This window comes from Streptomyces sp. NPDC003635, assembly GCF_053587635.1.
In genome coordinates this window covers 14,943-32,060 of record NZ_JBSFOK010000041.1, presented here as the reverse complement: position 1 = coordinate 32,060, position 17,118 = coordinate 14,943, and the positions used below count along the sequence as shown (strand labels likewise).

The window sequence follows — 17,118 nt, the reverse complement described above, 5'->3', positions numbered from 1 at the left end:
AGGGCGAGGGGGTTGCTGGGCACGGTGGGAAGGGCGCGCTGGGCAGGGCGAGGGGGTTGCTGGGCACGGTGGGAAGGGATCGCTGGGCACGGTCAAGGGGCCTGGCGCGGCGCAGGGGCCCTCCGCACGGTGAAGCCATGCCGGGCACGAGCGAAGGTCCCTCGGCACGCTGAAGGCATGCCAGGCGCCGCGAAGCGGTCCCCGAGCCGGCGAAGCGGCTTCGCGCGCACCGTGACCGATGCCTGATGCCCGATGCCCGGCGACCGGCGTGCACGCCCTGGGCGACGACGAGTGGCGCCCGCTTACCCCCTTGTCCCCGGCCCATGCCCCCACATTCGATGCGCGCCGGGGAGTACGGGCGCCGGGTGTGCGCCCCCGCGCACCCGCGTGGCCGGATCTCCGCGCGCCCGGGGGGAGTGATGGGCGCTAACAATGGGACCCGCGCTCAACCACCGAGAAACCGGCGTCAGCGGACTGAAGGGGCGGCAGTGATCCGGGTGCTGTTGGTGCACGACTCGTGCTTAGTGAGGTCGGTCCTGGCGGAATGGCTGTGCCGGGAACCCGACCTCACCGTTTTCGACAGCCCGTGGAGCAGCGCGCCCGCGCGGGTGCGGTCCATGCGGCCGGACGTCTGCGCGGCCGACCTGGAGTGCTCGGACGCCTACGGCATCCCGCCGCTCGGCGAGCTGTGCGCGCGCGGCCCCGACCCCGAGCCGCCCCGGCTGCTGGTGCTGGCCGCTGCGAACCGGCCCGGCCTGCTCAAGCGGGCGGCCGAGGTCGGGGCGCTCGGCTATGTGGACAAAGAGGGCACGCCGGAGAACCTGGTGCGCGGCATTCGGCGCGTCGCCCAGGGAGAACGTTTCGTCAATGACTCGCTCGGCTTCGGCTTCCTCAAGGCGGCGCAGATGCCGCTGACCAGGCGGGAGCTGAGCGTGCTGTCACTCGCCGCCGAGGGCGCCTCGGTCGCGGAGATCGCCGGGAGCCTGCACCTGTCCCACGGGACCGTGCGCAACTACATGGCGGCCATCACCCGCAAGACCGGGGCCCGCAACCGCATCGAGGCGATCCGCATCTCGCAGGGCGAGGGCTGGGTCTGACCGCTTCGCGGATACGCCCGTCCAGCCGCCGACCAGCTCCCGGTACGGCGCCGAGCGGCGCACCAACTCGTCGTGGGTGCCGTAGGCCGCTCGTCGGCCGTCCAGCACGAGCACCCGATCGGCCCGGCGGGCCGAGCTGATGCGGTGCGCGACGACCACCAGGGTGCCGCCGGGGCGGGCCGCGAAGGCCCGCTCGGCCCGTTCCTCCGCCACCGCGTCCAGGTGACAGGTCGCCTCGTCCAGCAGTGCCAGGGGAGCGGGCGAGAGATACGCCCGGGTCAGCGCGACCAGTTGCCGTTCCCCCGCCGACAGGGCCGCGGGATCCACCTGCCCCTCGGGCCCGCCGAGCGCCTCCAGCAGCGAGGTGAGCCCGACCGCGTCGGCGGCGGCGAGCAGCTCCTCCTCGGGCACGGGGTCCGTGCGCAGCAGGCCCAGGTTCTCGGCGAGGGTACCGGTGACGACGTACGCCTCCTGCGGGATGAGCACCCGTAGCGCGGTGCGTTCCGGCCCGGTCACGGGCCGTCCGGCGACCCTGATCGTCCCGTGCCGGGGTTCCAGCAGCCCGGCCACCAGCGCGGTGAGCGTGGACTTCCCGATACCGCTCGGTCCTACGACGGCCAGGTGGGCGCCGGCCCGGAGGTCGAGGTCCAGCTCGTCGATGACGGGGGCGCTGTGGGGGCCGTAGGCGAAGGTGACGGCGGAGAGGGAGAGGGCGGGGGCGTGGGCGGGGGAGCGGCCGGGCCGCTCGCCCGGGCCGGTGGACGTGCCCGCGCCGGGGCCGCTGTCCAGGCGGGGGCGGAGTGCCGTGGGCGAGGGCTCCTCGCGCGCCCCTGCCCCCGCGGAGTCCTCCCGCACCAGCCGCCGTAGTACCACCGCCAGCCGTGCACCGCTGGTGCCCAGGCCGTGGACGAGGTTCTGGAGGGCCGGGAGCAGGGACTGGGTGACGTAGGCGAGCGCGCCGACCAGGGCGCCGGCGGTGACGCCGTGGGTGAGGAGCCAGGGCGCGGCGACGAGCAGCAGTACGATCGGCAGCTGACCGCCGACCGCGAGGGAGGCCACACGCAGTACGCCCCAGCGGGCGAGGGAGCGCGCCGCCCGCAGCTCGGCCTCGATCCGGCCGCCCGTCCCGGCGGCGACCTGGTGCTCCGCCCCGGCGGCGGTGATGTCCCGCAGCCCGGGACAGACGGCACCGAGGTCGGCGGCCAGGGCCTCGTCCGTGCCGAGGAAGGTCTCCTGCCGGCGCGCCAGGGGGCGCAGGCTCGCCGCGAACAGGCCGATCCCGACGATCAGCGGCGGGCCGACGACCAGCAGGAGAAGCGGATCGAGGGAGAGGAGTCCGGCGAGCGCGCCGACGGAGGTGAAGAGGAAGGATCGCGACACCATCACCAGTCCGGCGAACGTGTCCCGGGCGATCTCCACCTGTTGGGTGAGCCCGGACAGCGCCCCGCTGTCCCCCTGGCGCACCCCGCGCGACACGACCCGGGCGACGAGCCGGTCCCGCAGCGGTTCCACGAGCGCCGCCACCGCCGCGTACACCCGGGCGGTGCCGTACGCGCCGACGACCACCCCGAGCGCGGCCACCCCGAGCCAGGCGAGCCCGGTCTGCGTCCGTCCGGCCAGGAACCCGTCGTCCAGGGCACGGGCCGGCGCGTACCCGGTGAGGAAGGTATGCCCGGTCTCCAGCACGGACCAGCCGGCCAGCCGCAGCAGCACCCGCCACCGGTCCCGCAGAAACCGCACCCCGAGCCGCGAGACCGCCACGTCGCTCCGCAGCCCGTGTCCCGGCTCTCCCTCGTTCATGCCGCCGCCTCCTCGCCCCCGAAGACCGCCCGGTACTCCGGGTCCCGCCACAGCTCCTCGTGCGGGCCCACCGCCCGTATGCGGCCTCCGTCCAGCCAGGCGACCGTGTCCGCGCGGGCCGCCGTCGCCGCGCGGTGGGCCACCAGCAGGCGGGTGCTGCCCGGGCCGCCGTTCACCAGTGCCGCCGTGATGCGGGCCTCGGTCACGGTGTCGAGGCTGGAGAGGGCGTCGTCGAGGATCAGCAGCCGGCCGCCGTGGGCGAACGCCCTGGCCAGGCCCAGCCGTTGGCACTCCCCGCCGGAGAAGGGGGCGTCGGCGACGGCGGTGGCGTAGCCGTCGGGCAGGCGGCGTACGAACTCGTCCGCGCTGGCCGTCACGGCCGCCGTGCGGACGACGTCGGGGGAGGGCGCGGCCACGCCCAGGGCGATGGTGTCCTCGACCGTGTCTCCGAGCAGGGCGGGCCGTTCGAAGGCGTATCCGACGGACCGGCGCAGTTCGTCACGGGTCAGCTCACGCAACGGCGTTCCGTCCAGCCGCACCTCCCCGGCCTCCGGTTCGGCGAGCCGTCCCGCGACCGCGGCGAGCAGCGACTTGCCCGTGCCGGAACGGCCGACCACCGCCAGCGTCGTCCCCCCGGGCACGACGAGGTCGATCCCGTCGAGCACGGTCCGCCCCGAGCGCAACGCCGTCACGCCGCGCAGTTCGAGACGGCCCGGTCCCGGCGGCAGCCGGTGCCCGCCGTGGGCGGGTGCGGGCTCGGCCAGCACCTCGTCGAGCCGTCCGGTGGCCGCCCGGGCCCTGGCCAGGCCCGCGAGATGACCGACCAGCAGGCCGACCCCGGTCGCGAGGACCGCGTACCGGGAGGCGGCCAGTACCTCTCCCACCGTGAGCCGTCCCCGGGCCAGCAGCACACCGGCGACGGCGACCACCCCGAGCTGGAGCAGCGGCGCCACCGCCACGGCCTGCCCGGCGGCCCGTCCCTGCACCTGCCACATGCGGTGCCCGGCCCGGGACAGCTCGGGCAGTGGCCGCAGGATCCGCGCCGTCTCCCGTTCCGCCACCCCGGCCGCCGCGATGGTCCGGCTGCCGCCGACGGCCTCCGCGAGCGCGGCCGCGATACGCCCCTGCACCCGCTGGTACCGGGACGCGCATTCCGTGGTGTTACGGCCCAGCGTGCGCAGCAGCAGGGCCAGCACCGGGGCCCCGGCGAGGAACACCGCCGCGAGCCAGGGGTCGATCAGGGCCAGCGCCACGATCCCGCCGACCGGTCCGGCGAGGGCGGCGAACAGCGCGGCGCGGGCGCCGGGCGCGGTTCCGGCCTGCGCCGCGTTGCCGACCAGCCGGGCCACCAGGTCTCCGGGGCCGAACCGCTCCGCGGCCCGGGGACCGACGGCCAGGACGTGCCCGGTCAGCCTGCGCCGCAGCCAGGCGGTGGTGCCGGCGTCGAGCGTGCCGCTGAGAACGGTCTGGCAGGCGTCGAGGAGGGCGAGGAGGACCACGATCCCGGTGCAGTACAGGATCCAGCGGGTGGCCGGAGCCCCGGCGAGCAGCAGGTCGAGCGTGCGCCCCAGGGCGGCCGGCAGCAGCAGCCCGCCACCGATCGCGGCCGTGCTGACCAGGCAGAGGGTCAGGGCACGGGCGGGGGCGGGGCCGAACGGTCCGGGGAGCGCGCGGTCGCCTCCGGCGGGAGTCGTCGGGTGTTTCTCGGGTGCCGCGGCCGCTGCCCGCTCGGCGCGGGCCCCGCCCCGGTCCGCGGCTGTCGGCTCGCTCTGTGCGCGATGCGTCATACGGCCTCGCCTCTTACCGTTCGGTGGACGCAGAACCCCGGGCGGCCCTCCCGCGTGGGAAGCGGCCGCCCGGAGCCCTCAGCGTGCGGTGCGCGTCAGAGACAGAGCAGAACGCTCGTGGTGCTGACGCAGGACAGCAGGCTCACGGTGCTGTTGGCGGTCGTCTCGGTGTGCTCCTCGGACTCCATCGTCTGCAGGTCGAGCAGGGCCATGACGGTCTCCTTGTCATTTCGTGTCCGTGGGGACGGGATGGGGTGTCACGACTCCGTCAGCTCGCGGAGCCGCGTTCGGTGGGCCGCCTGAGCGGCGGCAGGAACGGCAGGTGTGCCGTCTTCGGGGCGTCCAGGGCAGCGCCGAGAGCGAGCAGGCAGCCGGCCGTGCCGGTGCTCAGGTCCATCGACAGCCGCATCATCTGGTGCCCGGGGAAGGCCAGTTGGCCCTGGTAGGACATCGAGAACCAGCCGAGCCCGGCGATCTGCTCCGCCAGCCGCCGGGGTTCGGCGCCCGGCGCGCTCGTGCGGGCCAGGTGGAGGATCATCCCGGCGCGCCCCTGGAACAGGCCCGGCATGGCGTAGAACCGGCAGGTCGCGGCGGCCAGCACACCGGTGCGGGCGGCGTCCAATTCCGCCGCGGAGTCCGGGACATGAGCGACGTAGTCGTCGAGGACCATCCCGATCCCCGCGCTGCCGTCGCCCAGGTAGGGCAGGGTCCGCCAGCCGTCGTCGACCTCCAGCGCACCGCCCTCGCGGGTCGCGCAGCACTCCAGGTCCTGCCGCAGGGCCACTCCGGCCGCCGTCAGCAACCGGGAATCACCGGTGTGTTCGTACTGCCGCAGCAGGAACAGCGCCGGTCCGCTCGCGCCGCGCCGCAGGCCGACCCGGCGCCGCCGCCGCTCGGCGGGCGGTTCCGCGAGCCGTCCCACGAGGATGTCGGCGGCCTCGGCGGCCCGCTCGGCGAGTTCCCCCTCGCCGGTCGTGCGGGCCAGCTCGCCGAGGACCAGCCCCAGTCCGGCCAGCCCGCCGTACAGGTCGGAGGAGAGGTTCTGCCAGCGCTCGGCGAGGATCCCGTGGACGAGGTCCAGGGCGTGCTGCCGGTGGCCGAGCCGGTCCAGGACGTAGGCGACGCCGGCGAGACCGTCGTACAGCCCGAGCGGCGTCCCGGCCGGGGGCGGGGCCGTGCGGGCGAGGAGCCAGCGTTCGCCCTCCTCGTGGCGCTCGGCGCCGACCGCGTCCAGCGCGTACAGGACGCCGGCCGCGCCGTAAGCGAGGCCGAGTCCGCCGCCGTCGGAGAACTGGGCCACGTCCCCGGGGAAGAGCCGGTCGTCGCGCTCCGGGGTCGCGGAGGCGAGGATCGCCTTGACCATGGAGTCGCGGCTGAAGGGCCAGTCTCCCGGAGCCACGAAGGAGCTGGGCGTCGCGAGGGCGCCGGGCGGCGCGGAGGCCTGGCGCGTCGGGGCGGAAACCGGTGGGGAGGCCGCGCCCGGCACCACGTCGCGGGTGATCTCCCGGACCGCCTCGTCGAGGAACTCCCGCGGTACATCCGGGAACTGATCGGCGATCACCTCGGCCAGATGGGCCGCCTTGGCCCGGTCGACCACGAAGAGCGAGGTGACGGGCAGGAACAGGGACAGCCGCAGACAGGCCAGCGCGTAGCGGTCGACGTCGACGCCGGTGCGGTCCGGCGGCGCGAAGAAGCCCGGGTGGGCGACGACTTGACGGCCCTTCTCCGACGCGGGCGCCGCGGCCTCGAAGTCGAGCAGCGACACCGACTCCTCGTCGGGCGCGACCATGATGTTGAAGACGTGCAGGTCGTTGAAGACGATCCCGCGCTCGTGCACCGCCGCCACCGCCCGCTCGACCATCCCGTGGACCCGTACCGCCCACGCCGTGTAGTCGGCGACGGCCGCGGGATCGGGGTCCCGGGTGAGCAGGGGATGCCGTTCGGCGAAGAAGGAGTTGAGCGGGCGCCCCTCCAGGAAGTCCATGACGAGGAACCGGTGGTCGCCCAGGGTGAACCAGTCCCGCACCTCGGGCACCACACCGGTGCCCGACAGCCGCTCCAGCGCGTCCTTCTCCCGCTCCAGACGGGCGATCGCGTCCGCCCCGTCGGCGGCGAGCCCGGCGTACGGCCGCCCCTCCTTCAGGACCACCCGGCGCCCGTCCCGGCTGTCCGTGCCCGAGTACACCCCGCCGCCGTTGGAGAAGTGCAGCGCCTTCTCGATGCGGTACGGCAGCTCGCCGACCGTCGTGGTGTTGCGGGCCGCCAGATGCGGCTCCAGGAACTCGGGCAGCTTCACCCATTCGGGAACCTGGAATGACGGAGCCCGCCGGTCCGGGACCAGCCGGCCCTCGCCGTCGCGCACCGCCGGCACCAGCGAGCCCCGTTCGTCGACGACGAAGGAGCGCGCGAAGGCGCCGTAGCGGACGTAGAGCGGTCCTTCGTGCCAGCGCAGGTCCGTGAGGATGTACGGCCCCTCGAAGCCCTTCAGCAGGTCGCCCAGCTCGCTGAGCACCCGGTGCAGCTGCTCCTCGTCGGCCGGGTAGACGGTGACGAACTTGCCGCTGCCGTCCCGTCCGGCGTACTTGGCGTTGCGCAAGTGGAGCAGGTGCGGGCCCGGCAGGAACTTGAACGGGATGCGTGCGGCGACGCAGTAGTCCCACACCAGCGCGGCGATCCGCTCCGCGTTCGTCCGGGTGGCGGACACGTGGATCTTCCAGCCCTGGGCCGGTCCGGTCGCCGGCGCGCCGTCCGCGTCGAGCGGCGTCCAGGTCAGCCAGTCCCCGATGCGGGCGGTCTCCCACCCGTCGGGCACGGCCCGGCGTGCCGCCTCGAACAGGGGTGCCGCCTCCCCGCCCGACGTCGAGAGCCGGTCCGGCGTCTCGTAGAAGTGCCGGTCGGCGAGCGCGTACACCTCGTACCGCTTGTCCATGCCTCCCCTTCCCTGGAACCGGCACTGAGCCTTCCAGCGGGCCCATGGACCTGGACAGTCACGGGTGTCACGACCTCACCGTGCGGAACGCATGCGTTAAGTCTTGTTCGGGTGGCTTTCGAGCCCCTTCTCGCTCAAGACCGCGTCGAACGGCGGTCACAGGGGCTGCGCAGGTGTCTCATAAGCGCTGTAATGGCCAACGTGGGTGGCGAGGGCGCTGCGGGACGCAGATCGAGAAGGCAGCGTGCCGAAGATGCCCTCACGACGGTCACCGGCGGGTCCGACGCGCTCGTCCGGCTGCGCCGCATCCTCGAACAGGCTCTCGTCTTCGCCCACGCCTCCCTCGCCGCGGTGTACACGCTGACCGAGGACGGCGAGCTGCTGTGCCTGGTCGAATGGGCCGGGGCGCCGCGCACCCAGTACGGGCTGCGGGACAGCTACGCGGTCACCGGCGGATCCCCGGTGGCCGACGCCCACCGCGCCGGGCGGCCCGGCTGGCTCGGCCCCAAGGAACTCGCCGACCGCGCCCAGTCCCGGCGGGCCGCGGCCGGTGACTACCACCTGGCGGTCCTGCCCGCGCCCGGCGAGGACGGCGCCGGCTGTCTGGTGGCCGTCAGCGAACACCCCGACGGCTTCGACACCGAGGACCGCGACTGCCTGGACCTGATCGCCCGTGCCGTCGCCTACCCCGCGCCCGTCGAGTGGGCCGAGGGCGGCGAGCTGCCCGCCAACGCCTTCAGCCTCGCCATGGACACCGGCCGCGTCGACGTGGGCGCCGACATCCTCGACCTGTTCGGAATGGCGCCGGAGGGGTTCGACGGCAAGGTGGAGACCCTGCTCGGTCTCACGGTGCCGGAGGACCTGCCCTCGCTGATGTCGGTCGTCGAGGCCGACCACATGTCCATCGGCGACCGCGAGCTGGAGTTCCGGGTGCTCCAGCCCACGGGACCGCCCAAATGGCTCAGGCTGCGCGGCCGGCTGCTGCCCGGCGGCGAAGGGCAGCCGGCCCGGCTCGAGGGCACCGTCGCCGACGCCTCCAAGCTGCGCTCGGACGTGACCGACGTGGCCCGCGTGCAGCGCCTGGCCGCCTCCCTGGCCACCGCCGGCACCGTCCGTGACGTCAGCCAGGCCGTGGTCGCGGCGCTGCGCACCCCCTTGCGCGCCGACCGCATCGCGCTCGCCGAATTGGAGAACGACCGTCTCGTCGTCACCGTCCTCGACCCGCCCGAACCGGAGTCCTGGCCCGAGCTGTGGCGCCTGGAGTGGCGCACCGAGTGGCCGGACGCGCCGGTGCGCGCCATGCCGACCCTCGCCGGCGCGCTGCGGGAGGGCCGCGCCCAGATCTGGCCGGCGGGCACCCCGCTGGAACCCGCCCTCGCCGAGGTCGGTCCGGGCGGCCTGGCCGTCCTGCCGCTGCCCGCCGCGGGCCGGATGGCCGGCGCCTGCCTGATCGGCTGGGACACCCCGCACCATTTCGGCCCTGACGAACGCGCCCTGCTCACCGCCTCCGCCGGACTCGCCGGGCAGGCCCTGATGCGCGCCCACGCCTTCGACGCCGAGCACGAGCTCGTCGGCATGCTCCAGCGCCAGCTGCTGCCCCGCCGACTGCCCAGGCTGCCCGGCGCGGAGGCCGTCGCCCGCTATCTGCCGAGCACCGCGGGTCTGGAACTCGGCGGCGACTGGTACGACGTGATCCCGCTGCCCGACAACCACGTCGCCCTCGTCATCGGTGACGTCCAGGGCCACAGCGCGGCCGCCGCCACCCTGATGGGTCAGATGCGCACCGCTCTGCGCGCCTACGCAGCCGAGGGCCACCCGCCGGACGTGGTCGTCTCCCACGCCAACCGGCTGCTCATGGAGCTGGAGACCGATCTCTTCGCCACCTGCGCCTATGTCGACGTCGACCTGGAGGAGGGCACCGCCTGGTGCGTGCGCGCCGGTCATCTGCCGCCGGTGCTGCGTCACCCGAACGGCGCAACGGACATCGCCGAGGCCGAGGGGGGTCCCCCGCTCGGCGTCATGACCCAGGCCGAGTTCCCGATGAGCCCGCTGCGGCTCCAGCGCGGCACCCTGATCGCCCTGACCACCGACGGCCTGGTGGAGTCCGTCGAGGCCGACATCGACGAGGGGATGGACCGCTTCGCCCGCGGGCTGGCCGGCTCCGACCCAGCCCACCTCGGCCTGGTCGCCGACGCCCTGCTCGGCAACGCCCAGCGCAGCGACGACGTCGCCCTGCTGCTCATGCGCTACGACGGCATGGAGCTGCGGCCGCGGCGGGAGAGCTGGACCGTGTGGCGGGTGCCGGAGGCGGTCGGCCACGCCCGCCGCTTCACCCGGCGCGCCATGCGCTCCTGGGGCCTTGCCGAGCAGACGGACGCCGTCCTGCTGGTCGTGTCGGAGCTCGTCACCAACGCCCTCGTCCACACCGAGGGCCCGGTCCGCCTCGACCTCACGCTGATCAACAGCCGGCTGCGGGTCGCGGTCGCCGACACCTCGCCCCGCAGCCCGGTGAAGCCCAGGAGCATCGGCTGGGAGGCCACCGGAGGCCGCGGCATCCTCCTGGTCGAGGCCATGTCGACGGCCTGGGGGACGCTCCCGGTCAGCGGCGGCAAGCAGGTCTGGAGCGAGATCCAGTTGCGCGACTGAGCCGGAGGGCGCTGAGCCGCCGAGCCGGGGGTACCCGGGCCGCGTCGACCCCGCGACGAAGGAGTACGTCATGACTCAGCACGTCCGCGACATCATGACCGGCGCCCCGGCCACCGTGGGCCCCCAGGCCTCCGTGGCGGCGGTGGCCCGCATCATGCGCGACCGGGACCTCGGAGCGGTCCTGGTGGTGGACGACGACCGGCTGCACGGCCTGGTCACCGACCGTGACCTGGTGGTCAGGTCCGTCTGCGAGGGCGGCGACCCCGAGGAGACGACCGTCGCCGGGGCGTGCAGCGGCGACCTGGTCACCGTGGGGCCCGACGACGAACTGGACCAGGCGGTACGGCTGATGCGCGAGCACGCCGTACGGCGGGTTCCGGTCGTCGACCACGGTCGTCCCGTGGGCATCGTCTCCCTGGGCGACCTGGCGATGGAGCGCGACCCGGAGTCGGCGCTGGGCGACATCAGCGTGGCCCGCCCCAACACCTGACCAGTCGGTTACGCCAAAACGACGCTATGGTGAAGCAGATGAAGGCTCTCGTGCTGTCCGGCGGGGCCGGCACCCGGCTGCGGCCGATCACGCACACATCGGCCAAACAGCTGGTCCCGGTCGCGAACAAGGCTGTGCTGTTCTACGGGCTGGAATCCATCGCCGAAGCGGGCATCACCGAGGTCGGCGTCATCGTCGGCGACACCGCCGCGGAGATCCAGGACGCGGTGGGCGACGGCTCCAAGTTCGGCCTCCAGATCACCTACATCCCCCAGGAACGCCCGCTGGGCCTGGCCCACGCGGTGCTCATCGCCCGCGACTGGCTGGGCGAGGACGACTTCGTGATGTACCTCGGCGACAACTTCATCGTCGGCGGCATCCGCGCCCTCGTCGAGGAGTTCCGCTCCCAGCGCCCCGACGCCCAGATCCTCCTCACCCACGTCCCCGACCCACGCGCCTTCGGCGTCGCCGAACTCGACGGCGCGGGACAGGTCGTGGGCCTGGAGGAGAAGCCCGAGCACCCCAAGAGCGACCTCGCTCTGGTCGGCGTCTACCTCTTCACGCCCGCCATCCACCCGGCGGTGCGCGCCATCGAGCCGTCCTGGCGCGGCGAGTTGGAGATCACCCACGCCATCCAGCACCTCATCGACGCCCGCGCCGACGTCCGGTGCACCGTCATCGAGGGCTACTGGAAGGACACCGGCAACGTCGACGACATGCTGGAGGTCAACCGGACCGTCCTGGAGGGCCTCGACCGCCGGATCGACGGAGAGGTCGACGAGGTGTCCGAGACCGTCGGACGGGTGGTCGTCGAGGAGGGCGCCCGGGTGGTCAACTCCCGCATCGTCGGGCCCGCCGTCATCGGCTCCGGGACGGTCGTGGACAACTCCTACGTCGGCCCCTTCACCTCCATCGCGGAGAACTGCCGTATCACCGACAGCGAGCTGGAGTTCTCCATCGTGCTGCGGGACTCCTCCATCGCCGGCGTCGGGCGCATCGAGTCCTCCCTGATCGGCAGGCATGCCGAGGTCACCCCCGCCCACCATGTGCCCAGCGCCCATCGATTCGTCCTCGGCGACCACAGCAAGGTGCAGATCCATCCATGAACCTCCTCGTCACCGGTGCCGCCGGGTTCATCGGCTCGGCCTACGTCCGCATGCTGCTCTCCTCCGACGCGCCCGACGCGCCGAAAATCACCGTGCTGGACAAGCTGACCTACGCCGGCAGCCTCGACAACCTCCCCCTGGACCATCCGCGGCTGGAGTTCGTGCAGGGCGACATCCGGGACGCCGAACTCGTCGGCAAGCTCACCGGCCAGGCCGACCAGGTGGTGCACTTCGCCGCCGAGTCCCATGTGGACCGCTCGATCACCGGGGCGTCCGACTTCGTGCTGACCAATGTCGTGGGCACCCAGACCCTGCTGGAGGGCGCCCTGCGGGGCGGGGTGTCGACCTTCGTGCACATCTCCACCGACGAGGTTTACGGCTCGGTCGACACCGGCTCCTCCTCGGAGGAGTACCTGCTGCGGCCCAGTTCGCCGTACTCCGCCTCCAAGGCCTCCTCCGACCTGCTCGCCCTCGCCTACCACCGCACCCACGGCCTGGACGTGCGCGTGACCCGCTGCTCCAACAACTACGGTCCGCGCCAGTTTCCCGAGAAGGTCATCCCGCTGTTCGTCACCAACCTCCTTGACGGGCTCCGGGTCCCGCTCTACGGCGAAGGCCTCAACGTCCGTGACTGGCTGCACGTCGACGACCACTGCCAGGCCGTCGAACTCGTCCGCGCCAAGGGCCGTCCCGGCGAGATCTACAACATCGGCGGCGGCACCGAACTGAGCAACAAGGACCTCACCGGACTGCTCCTTGAGGCATGCGGGGCGGACTGGGAGCGGGTGACACGGGTGGAGGACCGCAAGGGGCACGATCTGCGGTACTCCGTCGACTGGAGCAAGGCCCGCACCGAACTCGGCTACCGGCCCCGGCACGACTTCCGCACCGGGCTCGCCGCGACCGTCGAGTGGTACCGGGAGAACCGGAGTTGGTGGGAGCCGCTGAAGCGGCGGGCGGGCGAGGAACACGGATGAGGTGGCTGATCACCGGCGCGGGCGGCATGCTCGGCCACGACGTCGTCGGCGAACTGCGCGGACGCGGCGCCGACGTCACCGGGCTGGACCACGGCGCCCTGGACATCACCGAACCCGCCTCCGTGGAGCGGGCGTTCACCCGGTACCGGCCGGAGATCGTCGTCAACTGCGCCGCCTACGCGGCCGTGGACGACGCGGAGTCGAACGAGGCCACGGCCCTGCGCGTCAACGGCGACGGACCCCGCCTCCTGGCCCGCGCCTGCGCCGCGCACGGCGCCCGGCTGGTCCACCTCTCCACCGACTACGTCTTCTCCGGCACGGGCCGCACCACCCCCTACCCCGAGGACCACCCGCCCGCCCCGCGCACCGCCTACGGCCGCACCAAACTCGCGGGCGAGCGAGCCGTGCTGGAGGAACTCCCCGAGGCGAGCGCGGTGGTGCGCACCGCCTGGCTCTACGGCGTCCACGGCAAGAACTTCGTCCGCACGATGATCGGCATCGAGGCGAGCCGCCCCACCGTCGACGTCGTCGACAACCAGCGGGGGCAGCCGACCTGGAGCGTCGACGTCGCCACCCGCATCGCCGACCTCGGCCCGCGCCTCGGTCCGGACGTGAACGGCGTCTTCCACGCGACGAGTTCCGGCGACGCGACCTGGTACGAGCTGGCCCGGGAGGTGTTCCGGCTGCTCGGCGCCGACCCCGACCGGGTGCGCCCCACCGACACCACGCCCTGGCCCCGGCCCGCGCCGCGCCCCGAGTACAGCGCCCTCGCGCACGGCCGCTGGCAGACGCTCGGACTGCCGCCGCCGCGCGACTGGCGTGCCGCCCTGCACGAGGCACTTCCCCGCATCCGCAAGGAGTCCCCTTCGTGAAACGCCACGAGTTCCTCAAGGAACTGCACAAGGTCACCGCCAACCGCAACTACCTGGAGATCGGCGTCAACGACGGCCGCAGCCTCCGGCTGTCCAGGGTGCCCAGCATCGCGATCGACCCGGCGTTCAAGGTGGTCACCGAGATCCGCTGTGACGTGCACCTGGTGAAGGCGACCAGCGACGACTTCTTCGCCCGCGCCAACCCGCTCGCGCACCTCAAGGGCGGCCGCCACCCCGTCAGGAACCTGCGCCGGGGCCGCAGTCCGCTCGGGTACTGGCGGCGCGCCACCCTCGACCTGTCGTTCATCGACGGCATGCACCTGTTCGAGTACGCGCTGCGGGACTTCATCAACATCGAGAAGCACTCCGGCTGGGCCAGCGTGATCGTCTTCGACGACATGCTGCCCCGCACCATCGACGAGGCGGCCCGCGACCGCCACACCGACGCCTGGACCGGCGACGTCTACAAGCTCCGCGAGATCCTCGCCCGGTACCGCCCCGACCTGGTGACGGTCCTGGTCGACACCCAACCCACCGGCCAGCTGGTCGTGTTCGGCGCCGATCCGCACAACACGGTCCTGCGCGACCGCTACGACGAGATCGTCGCCGAGTACGACCTGCCCGACCCGCAGAAGGTGCCCGAGACGATCCTGGAACGCACCGGAGCGGTACGCCCCGAGGCGCTCCTTCGGGCGAGCTTCTGGCGGCCCCTGATCCGGGCCAGGAACCTCGGAGTCCGCCGCTCCCGGGGCTGGGACCCGCTGCGACAGGCGCTGGAGCGGCTCTAGCCGCCCCGCACCTCGCGGTAGCGCGCGGCACAGTCCGCGTACGACGGCAGCAGGCCGGTTGCCTGGGCCTCGGCCAGGGTCGGGGCCTCGGCGTCCTTGGGGGACACCACCGGCGCCACGCCCTCGGGCCAGGGCAGGCCCAGTTCGGGGTCGAGCGGGTTGACGCCGTGCTCGCGGTCCGGGGCGTAACCGGTGGAGCACAGGTAGACCACGGTCGCGTCGTCGGTCAGCGCCATGAAGGCGTGGCCGAGGCCCTCGGCGAGGAACACCGCGTGCCGTGTCTCCTCGTCGAGGCGGACCGCCTCCCAGTGCCCGAACGCCGGGGAGCCGGTGCGCAGGTCGACCACCACGTCCAGGACGGCGCCGCGCACACAGGTGACGTACTTGGCCTGACCGGGCGGCACGTCGGAGAAGTGCACCCCGCGCACCACACCGCGCCGGGAGACGGAGCAGTTGGCCTGCGCGAGCGTGAGGTCGTACCCGGTCGCCTCGCGGAACTCCGCGCCCCGGTACCACTCGTGGAAGCTGCCCCGGTCGTCCGGGAACACCTTGGGCTCGAGCACCCAGGCCCCGTCTATTCCCAGTGCGCGCACCCCGTCACCTCCGTGGAGCCCTGAACAGGGCCTTGACCTTGCGGACCGTCCGGCGCAGCACACCCGGCCGGGGTGTGCGCCGTACCTGCACCCCGTGCGCCCCGGCGCGCAGCGCGAACGGCAGTGCCAGCAGGCGCGGTTCCGGGGCGTCCGGGACCGGGCCGAGCGCCGTGCGCCAGGTCGTGCCGCCCATCACCAGGGCGGGGAGCGCCGCCGTCAGCAGGGCGCCCGACGCACCGGGCGCCGGGGCGAGCGTGGCGGCCGCGTCCAACTCCTTGCCCCTGGCGGTCAGCCGCAGCAGCACGTCCGTGTCGTCCGGCACGTACAGCGGCAGGGGGGCGCTGAGCCGGTCGTGCGTGACGGTGACCTCCTCCGGCGTGATCCGGGCGAGGCCGAGGCCGCGGGTCGCCCGGTCGACGTCCAGGGCGAGCGAGTTGTGCCGGGCGGTCCAGTACGGCAGCACCACGCGGCCGGCGACGACACCGGCGTACACCGTGGGGCGCTCGGCGCGCGGGGCCGGGGCGAGCCGGCATTCCTTGGTCCAGCCGCCCAGCTTCACCCGGACCACGACGTCCCACAGGCCGCCCGCAGGCGCTTCGCCCCCGGCCGCCCGCGCCGGGTCCACGCTCGCCGTCGCCCGCAGCACCAGCCGGAACCGCCCTCGGTCCTCGGTCGGCACGGTCTCCCGGGTGAACTGCGCCGGCTGGAAGTACTGGGCGGCGCTGGCGCGTTGCCGCAGCAGCAGGTCGGCGGTGGCGGAGCCGAACCGGGCCACGGTGTCGGCGCCCACCCAGGCGATGGCCTCGGTGACGTCCTGCGGCGGGGCCTCGAGCGGATCGCCGCCACCGGCCGCGCTGAACGTCAGCGGCGCCCCGCCCGAGTGGTACTCGGCGGCGAAGGAGACCCGCAGGACGCCGTCCTGCCACTCCAGCCCTTCGGGCACGGCCTTGAGGACGACACCCGCCTCCCACTCGGCGAACGCCTCCACGTCCTCGTACCGGTCGGCGGCGATCAGCGCGGCCACCACCTGCTGGGTGGGCTGGAGACCGGCCGCCACCCCGGGCCCGAAGCGCTCGACGACCACGGAGTGGATCTCCCGGAACAGCTCCTTGCGGTAGTCGGCGGGCATGGCCAGCAGCCTCCCGCCGCGCATCCGCTCGACCATCTCCACCCGCAGCCAGCGGCGGAACAGCCGGTCGCGCACCGGCCCCGGCTCGGTGTACCGCTCGACGACGTCCAGCGCCTCGCGCAGGTTCTTGAAGTACCCGACCGGGTCGAAGCGCTGGAAGCCCGCGTTCGCGGCGTCGTCGCGGCGGACGTGGTAGTAGCAGACGTAGTCGCTGAGCACCGAGACGTTGTCGGCGCGCAGGAACGCCTCGGTGACGAAGACGTGGTCCTCCAGGCGCCTTCTGCCCTCGGGGAAGCGCAGGCCGATGCGGTCGAGGAAGGCGCGGCGGAACATCTTGTGCGGAGTGAGGCTGTCGATCAGCGGTGCGCTCTCCACGGTGGCCCGCGGATGGTTGCGGCGGAACAGCTCCACCGGCACCCCGCGGCCCCGGCCGGCCATCTTGCCCACGACCACGTCGGCGCCGTTGGCCACGCCGTAGTCGTACATGCGCTCCAGGGCCTCGTCGCCGAGGTGGTCGTCGTTGTCGACGAACATCACGTACTCGCCGCTGGAGGCCTCGATGCCCACGTTGCGCGGCTTGCCCGCCCAGCCGGAGTTCTCCTGGTGCACGACCGTCACCCGGGGGTGCTCGGCGGCGAGCTCGTCCAGCCGGCCGGGCGTGTCGTCGGTGGAGCCGTCGTCGACGAAGATCACTTCGTACTCGTCCGGGGGCAGGGTCTGCCGCAGCAGCGAGGAGACGCACTCCTCGATGTACGGTCCCGGGTTGTACACGGGAACGATGACGCTGACCTTGACCGGCATCGCGCTCGAAGTCCCCTCGGGTCGTCGCCTGCCTTGCTGGGTGCGGCACGGTGCGCCTCGCCCGATGCTAACCCGCCCCCGGTCGCTTGCCACCTCCGCACAG

Annotated in this window: 12 protein-coding genes and 1 pseudogene; 7 read left to right on the top strand and 6 right to left on the bottom strand. The window is 73.5% G+C overall.

The window, feature by feature from the left end:
* Positions 1-245: 245 nt before the first annotated feature.
* A pseudogene (locus ACWDRW_RS30430) lies at positions 246-1,013 on the top strand (LuxR C-terminal-related transcriptional regulator); the annotation flags it as partial.
* Here ACWDRW_RS30430 and ACWDRW_RS30425 read toward each other — a convergent pair.
* From ACWDRW_RS30425 to lanKC, 4 genes are all read right to left on the bottom strand, one after another.
* Positions 939-2,897 (bottom strand): ATP-binding cassette domain-containing protein, encoded by a 1,959-nt coding sequence (locus ACWDRW_RS30425; RefSeq protein WP_451728446.1) that lies wholly within the window; start codon positions 2,895-2,897, stop codon positions 939-941. The pseudogene ACWDRW_RS30430 and the gene ACWDRW_RS30425 overlap by 75 nt on opposite strands.
* Positions 2,894-4,684 carry an ABC transporter ATP-binding protein gene (locus tag ACWDRW_RS30420; protein WP_451728443.1) on the bottom strand — a complete coding sequence of 597 codons (1,791 nt, stop codon included), beginning with the start codon at positions 4,682-4,684 and terminating at the stop codon, positions 2,894-2,896. Before ACWDRW_RS30420 ends, ACWDRW_RS30425 begins: the two co-directional genes overlap by 4 nt.
* A 95-nt stretch (positions 4,685-4,779) precedes the next feature.
* A complete protein-coding gene (locus ACWDRW_RS30415) occupies positions 4,780-4,896 on the bottom strand; it encodes a SapB/AmfS family lanthipeptide (RefSeq protein WP_451728442.1) in 117 nt (38 codons plus the stop codon).
* 56 nt (positions 4,897-4,952) lie between these two features.
* Positions 4,953-7,613: a class III lanthionine synthetase LanKC gene (gene lanKC / locus ACWDRW_RS30410; protein WP_451728440.1), complete on the bottom strand. Its 2,661-nt coding sequence runs from the start codon at positions 7,611-7,613 to the stop codon at positions 4,953-4,955.
* A 192-nt stretch (positions 7,614-7,805) separates the two neighbouring features.
* Here lanKC and ACWDRW_RS30405 point away from each other — a divergent pair, with 192 nt between their 5' ends.
* The 6 genes from ACWDRW_RS30405 (at position 7,806) to ACWDRW_RS30380 (ending at position 14,492) form a co-directional block, all read left to right on the top strand.
* Positions 7,806-10,259 carry a SpoIIE family protein phosphatase gene (locus ACWDRW_RS30405; RefSeq protein WP_451728437.1) on the top strand — a complete coding sequence of 818 codons (2,454 nt, stop codon included), beginning with the start codon at positions 7,806-7,808 and terminating at the stop codon, positions 10,257-10,259.
* Between the two features lie 70 nt (positions 10,260-10,329).
* Positions 10,330-10,749, top strand: coding sequence for a CBS domain-containing protein (locus ACWDRW_RS30400; protein ID WP_451728434.1), 420 nt, complete (start codon positions 10,330-10,332; stop codon positions 10,747-10,749).
* Positions 10,750-10,787: 38 nt separating this feature from the next.
* Positions 10,788-11,855, top strand: coding sequence for a glucose-1-phosphate thymidylyltransferase (locus ACWDRW_RS30395; RefSeq protein WP_451728431.1), 1,068 nt, complete (start codon positions 10,788-10,790; stop codon positions 11,853-11,855).
* Positions 11,852-12,832: a dTDP-glucose 4,6-dehydratase gene (gene rfbB / locus ACWDRW_RS30390; RefSeq protein WP_451728428.1), complete on the top strand. Its 981-nt coding sequence runs from the start codon at positions 11,852-11,854 to the stop codon at positions 12,830-12,832. Before ACWDRW_RS30395 ends, rfbB begins: the two co-directional genes overlap by 4 nt.
* Complete coding sequence (gene rfbD / locus ACWDRW_RS30385; protein WP_451728425.1) at positions 12,829-13,704, top strand: dTDP-4-dehydrorhamnose reductase; 876 nt, start codon at positions 12,829-12,831, stop codon at positions 13,702-13,704. Before rfbB ends, rfbD begins: the two co-directional genes overlap by 4 nt.
* Complete coding sequence (locus ACWDRW_RS30380) at positions 13,701-14,492, top strand: class I SAM-dependent methyltransferase (protein WP_451728422.1); 792 nt, start codon at positions 13,701-13,703, stop codon at positions 14,490-14,492. The genes rfbD and ACWDRW_RS30380 overlap by 4 nt, the downstream gene beginning before the upstream one ends.
* On the opposite strand, the gene rfbC is transcribed toward ACWDRW_RS30380, so the two are convergent.
* Together rfbC and ACWDRW_RS30370 are read right to left on the bottom strand one after the other, a co-directional pair.
* Positions 14,489-15,085, bottom strand: a complete 597-nt coding sequence (rfbC, locus tag ACWDRW_RS30375) for a dTDP-4-dehydrorhamnose 3,5-epimerase (protein WP_451728419.1) — start codon at positions 15,083-15,085, stop codon at positions 14,489-14,491. The genes ACWDRW_RS30380 and rfbC overlap by 4 nt on opposite strands.
* A gap of 4 nt (positions 15,086-15,089) precedes the next feature.
* Positions 15,090-17,015 (bottom strand): glycosyltransferase family 2 protein, encoded by a 1,926-nt coding sequence (locus ACWDRW_RS30370; RefSeq protein ID WP_451728416.1) that lies wholly within the window; start codon positions 17,013-17,015, stop codon positions 15,090-15,092.
* Positions 17,016-17,118 lie beyond the last annotated feature (103 nt).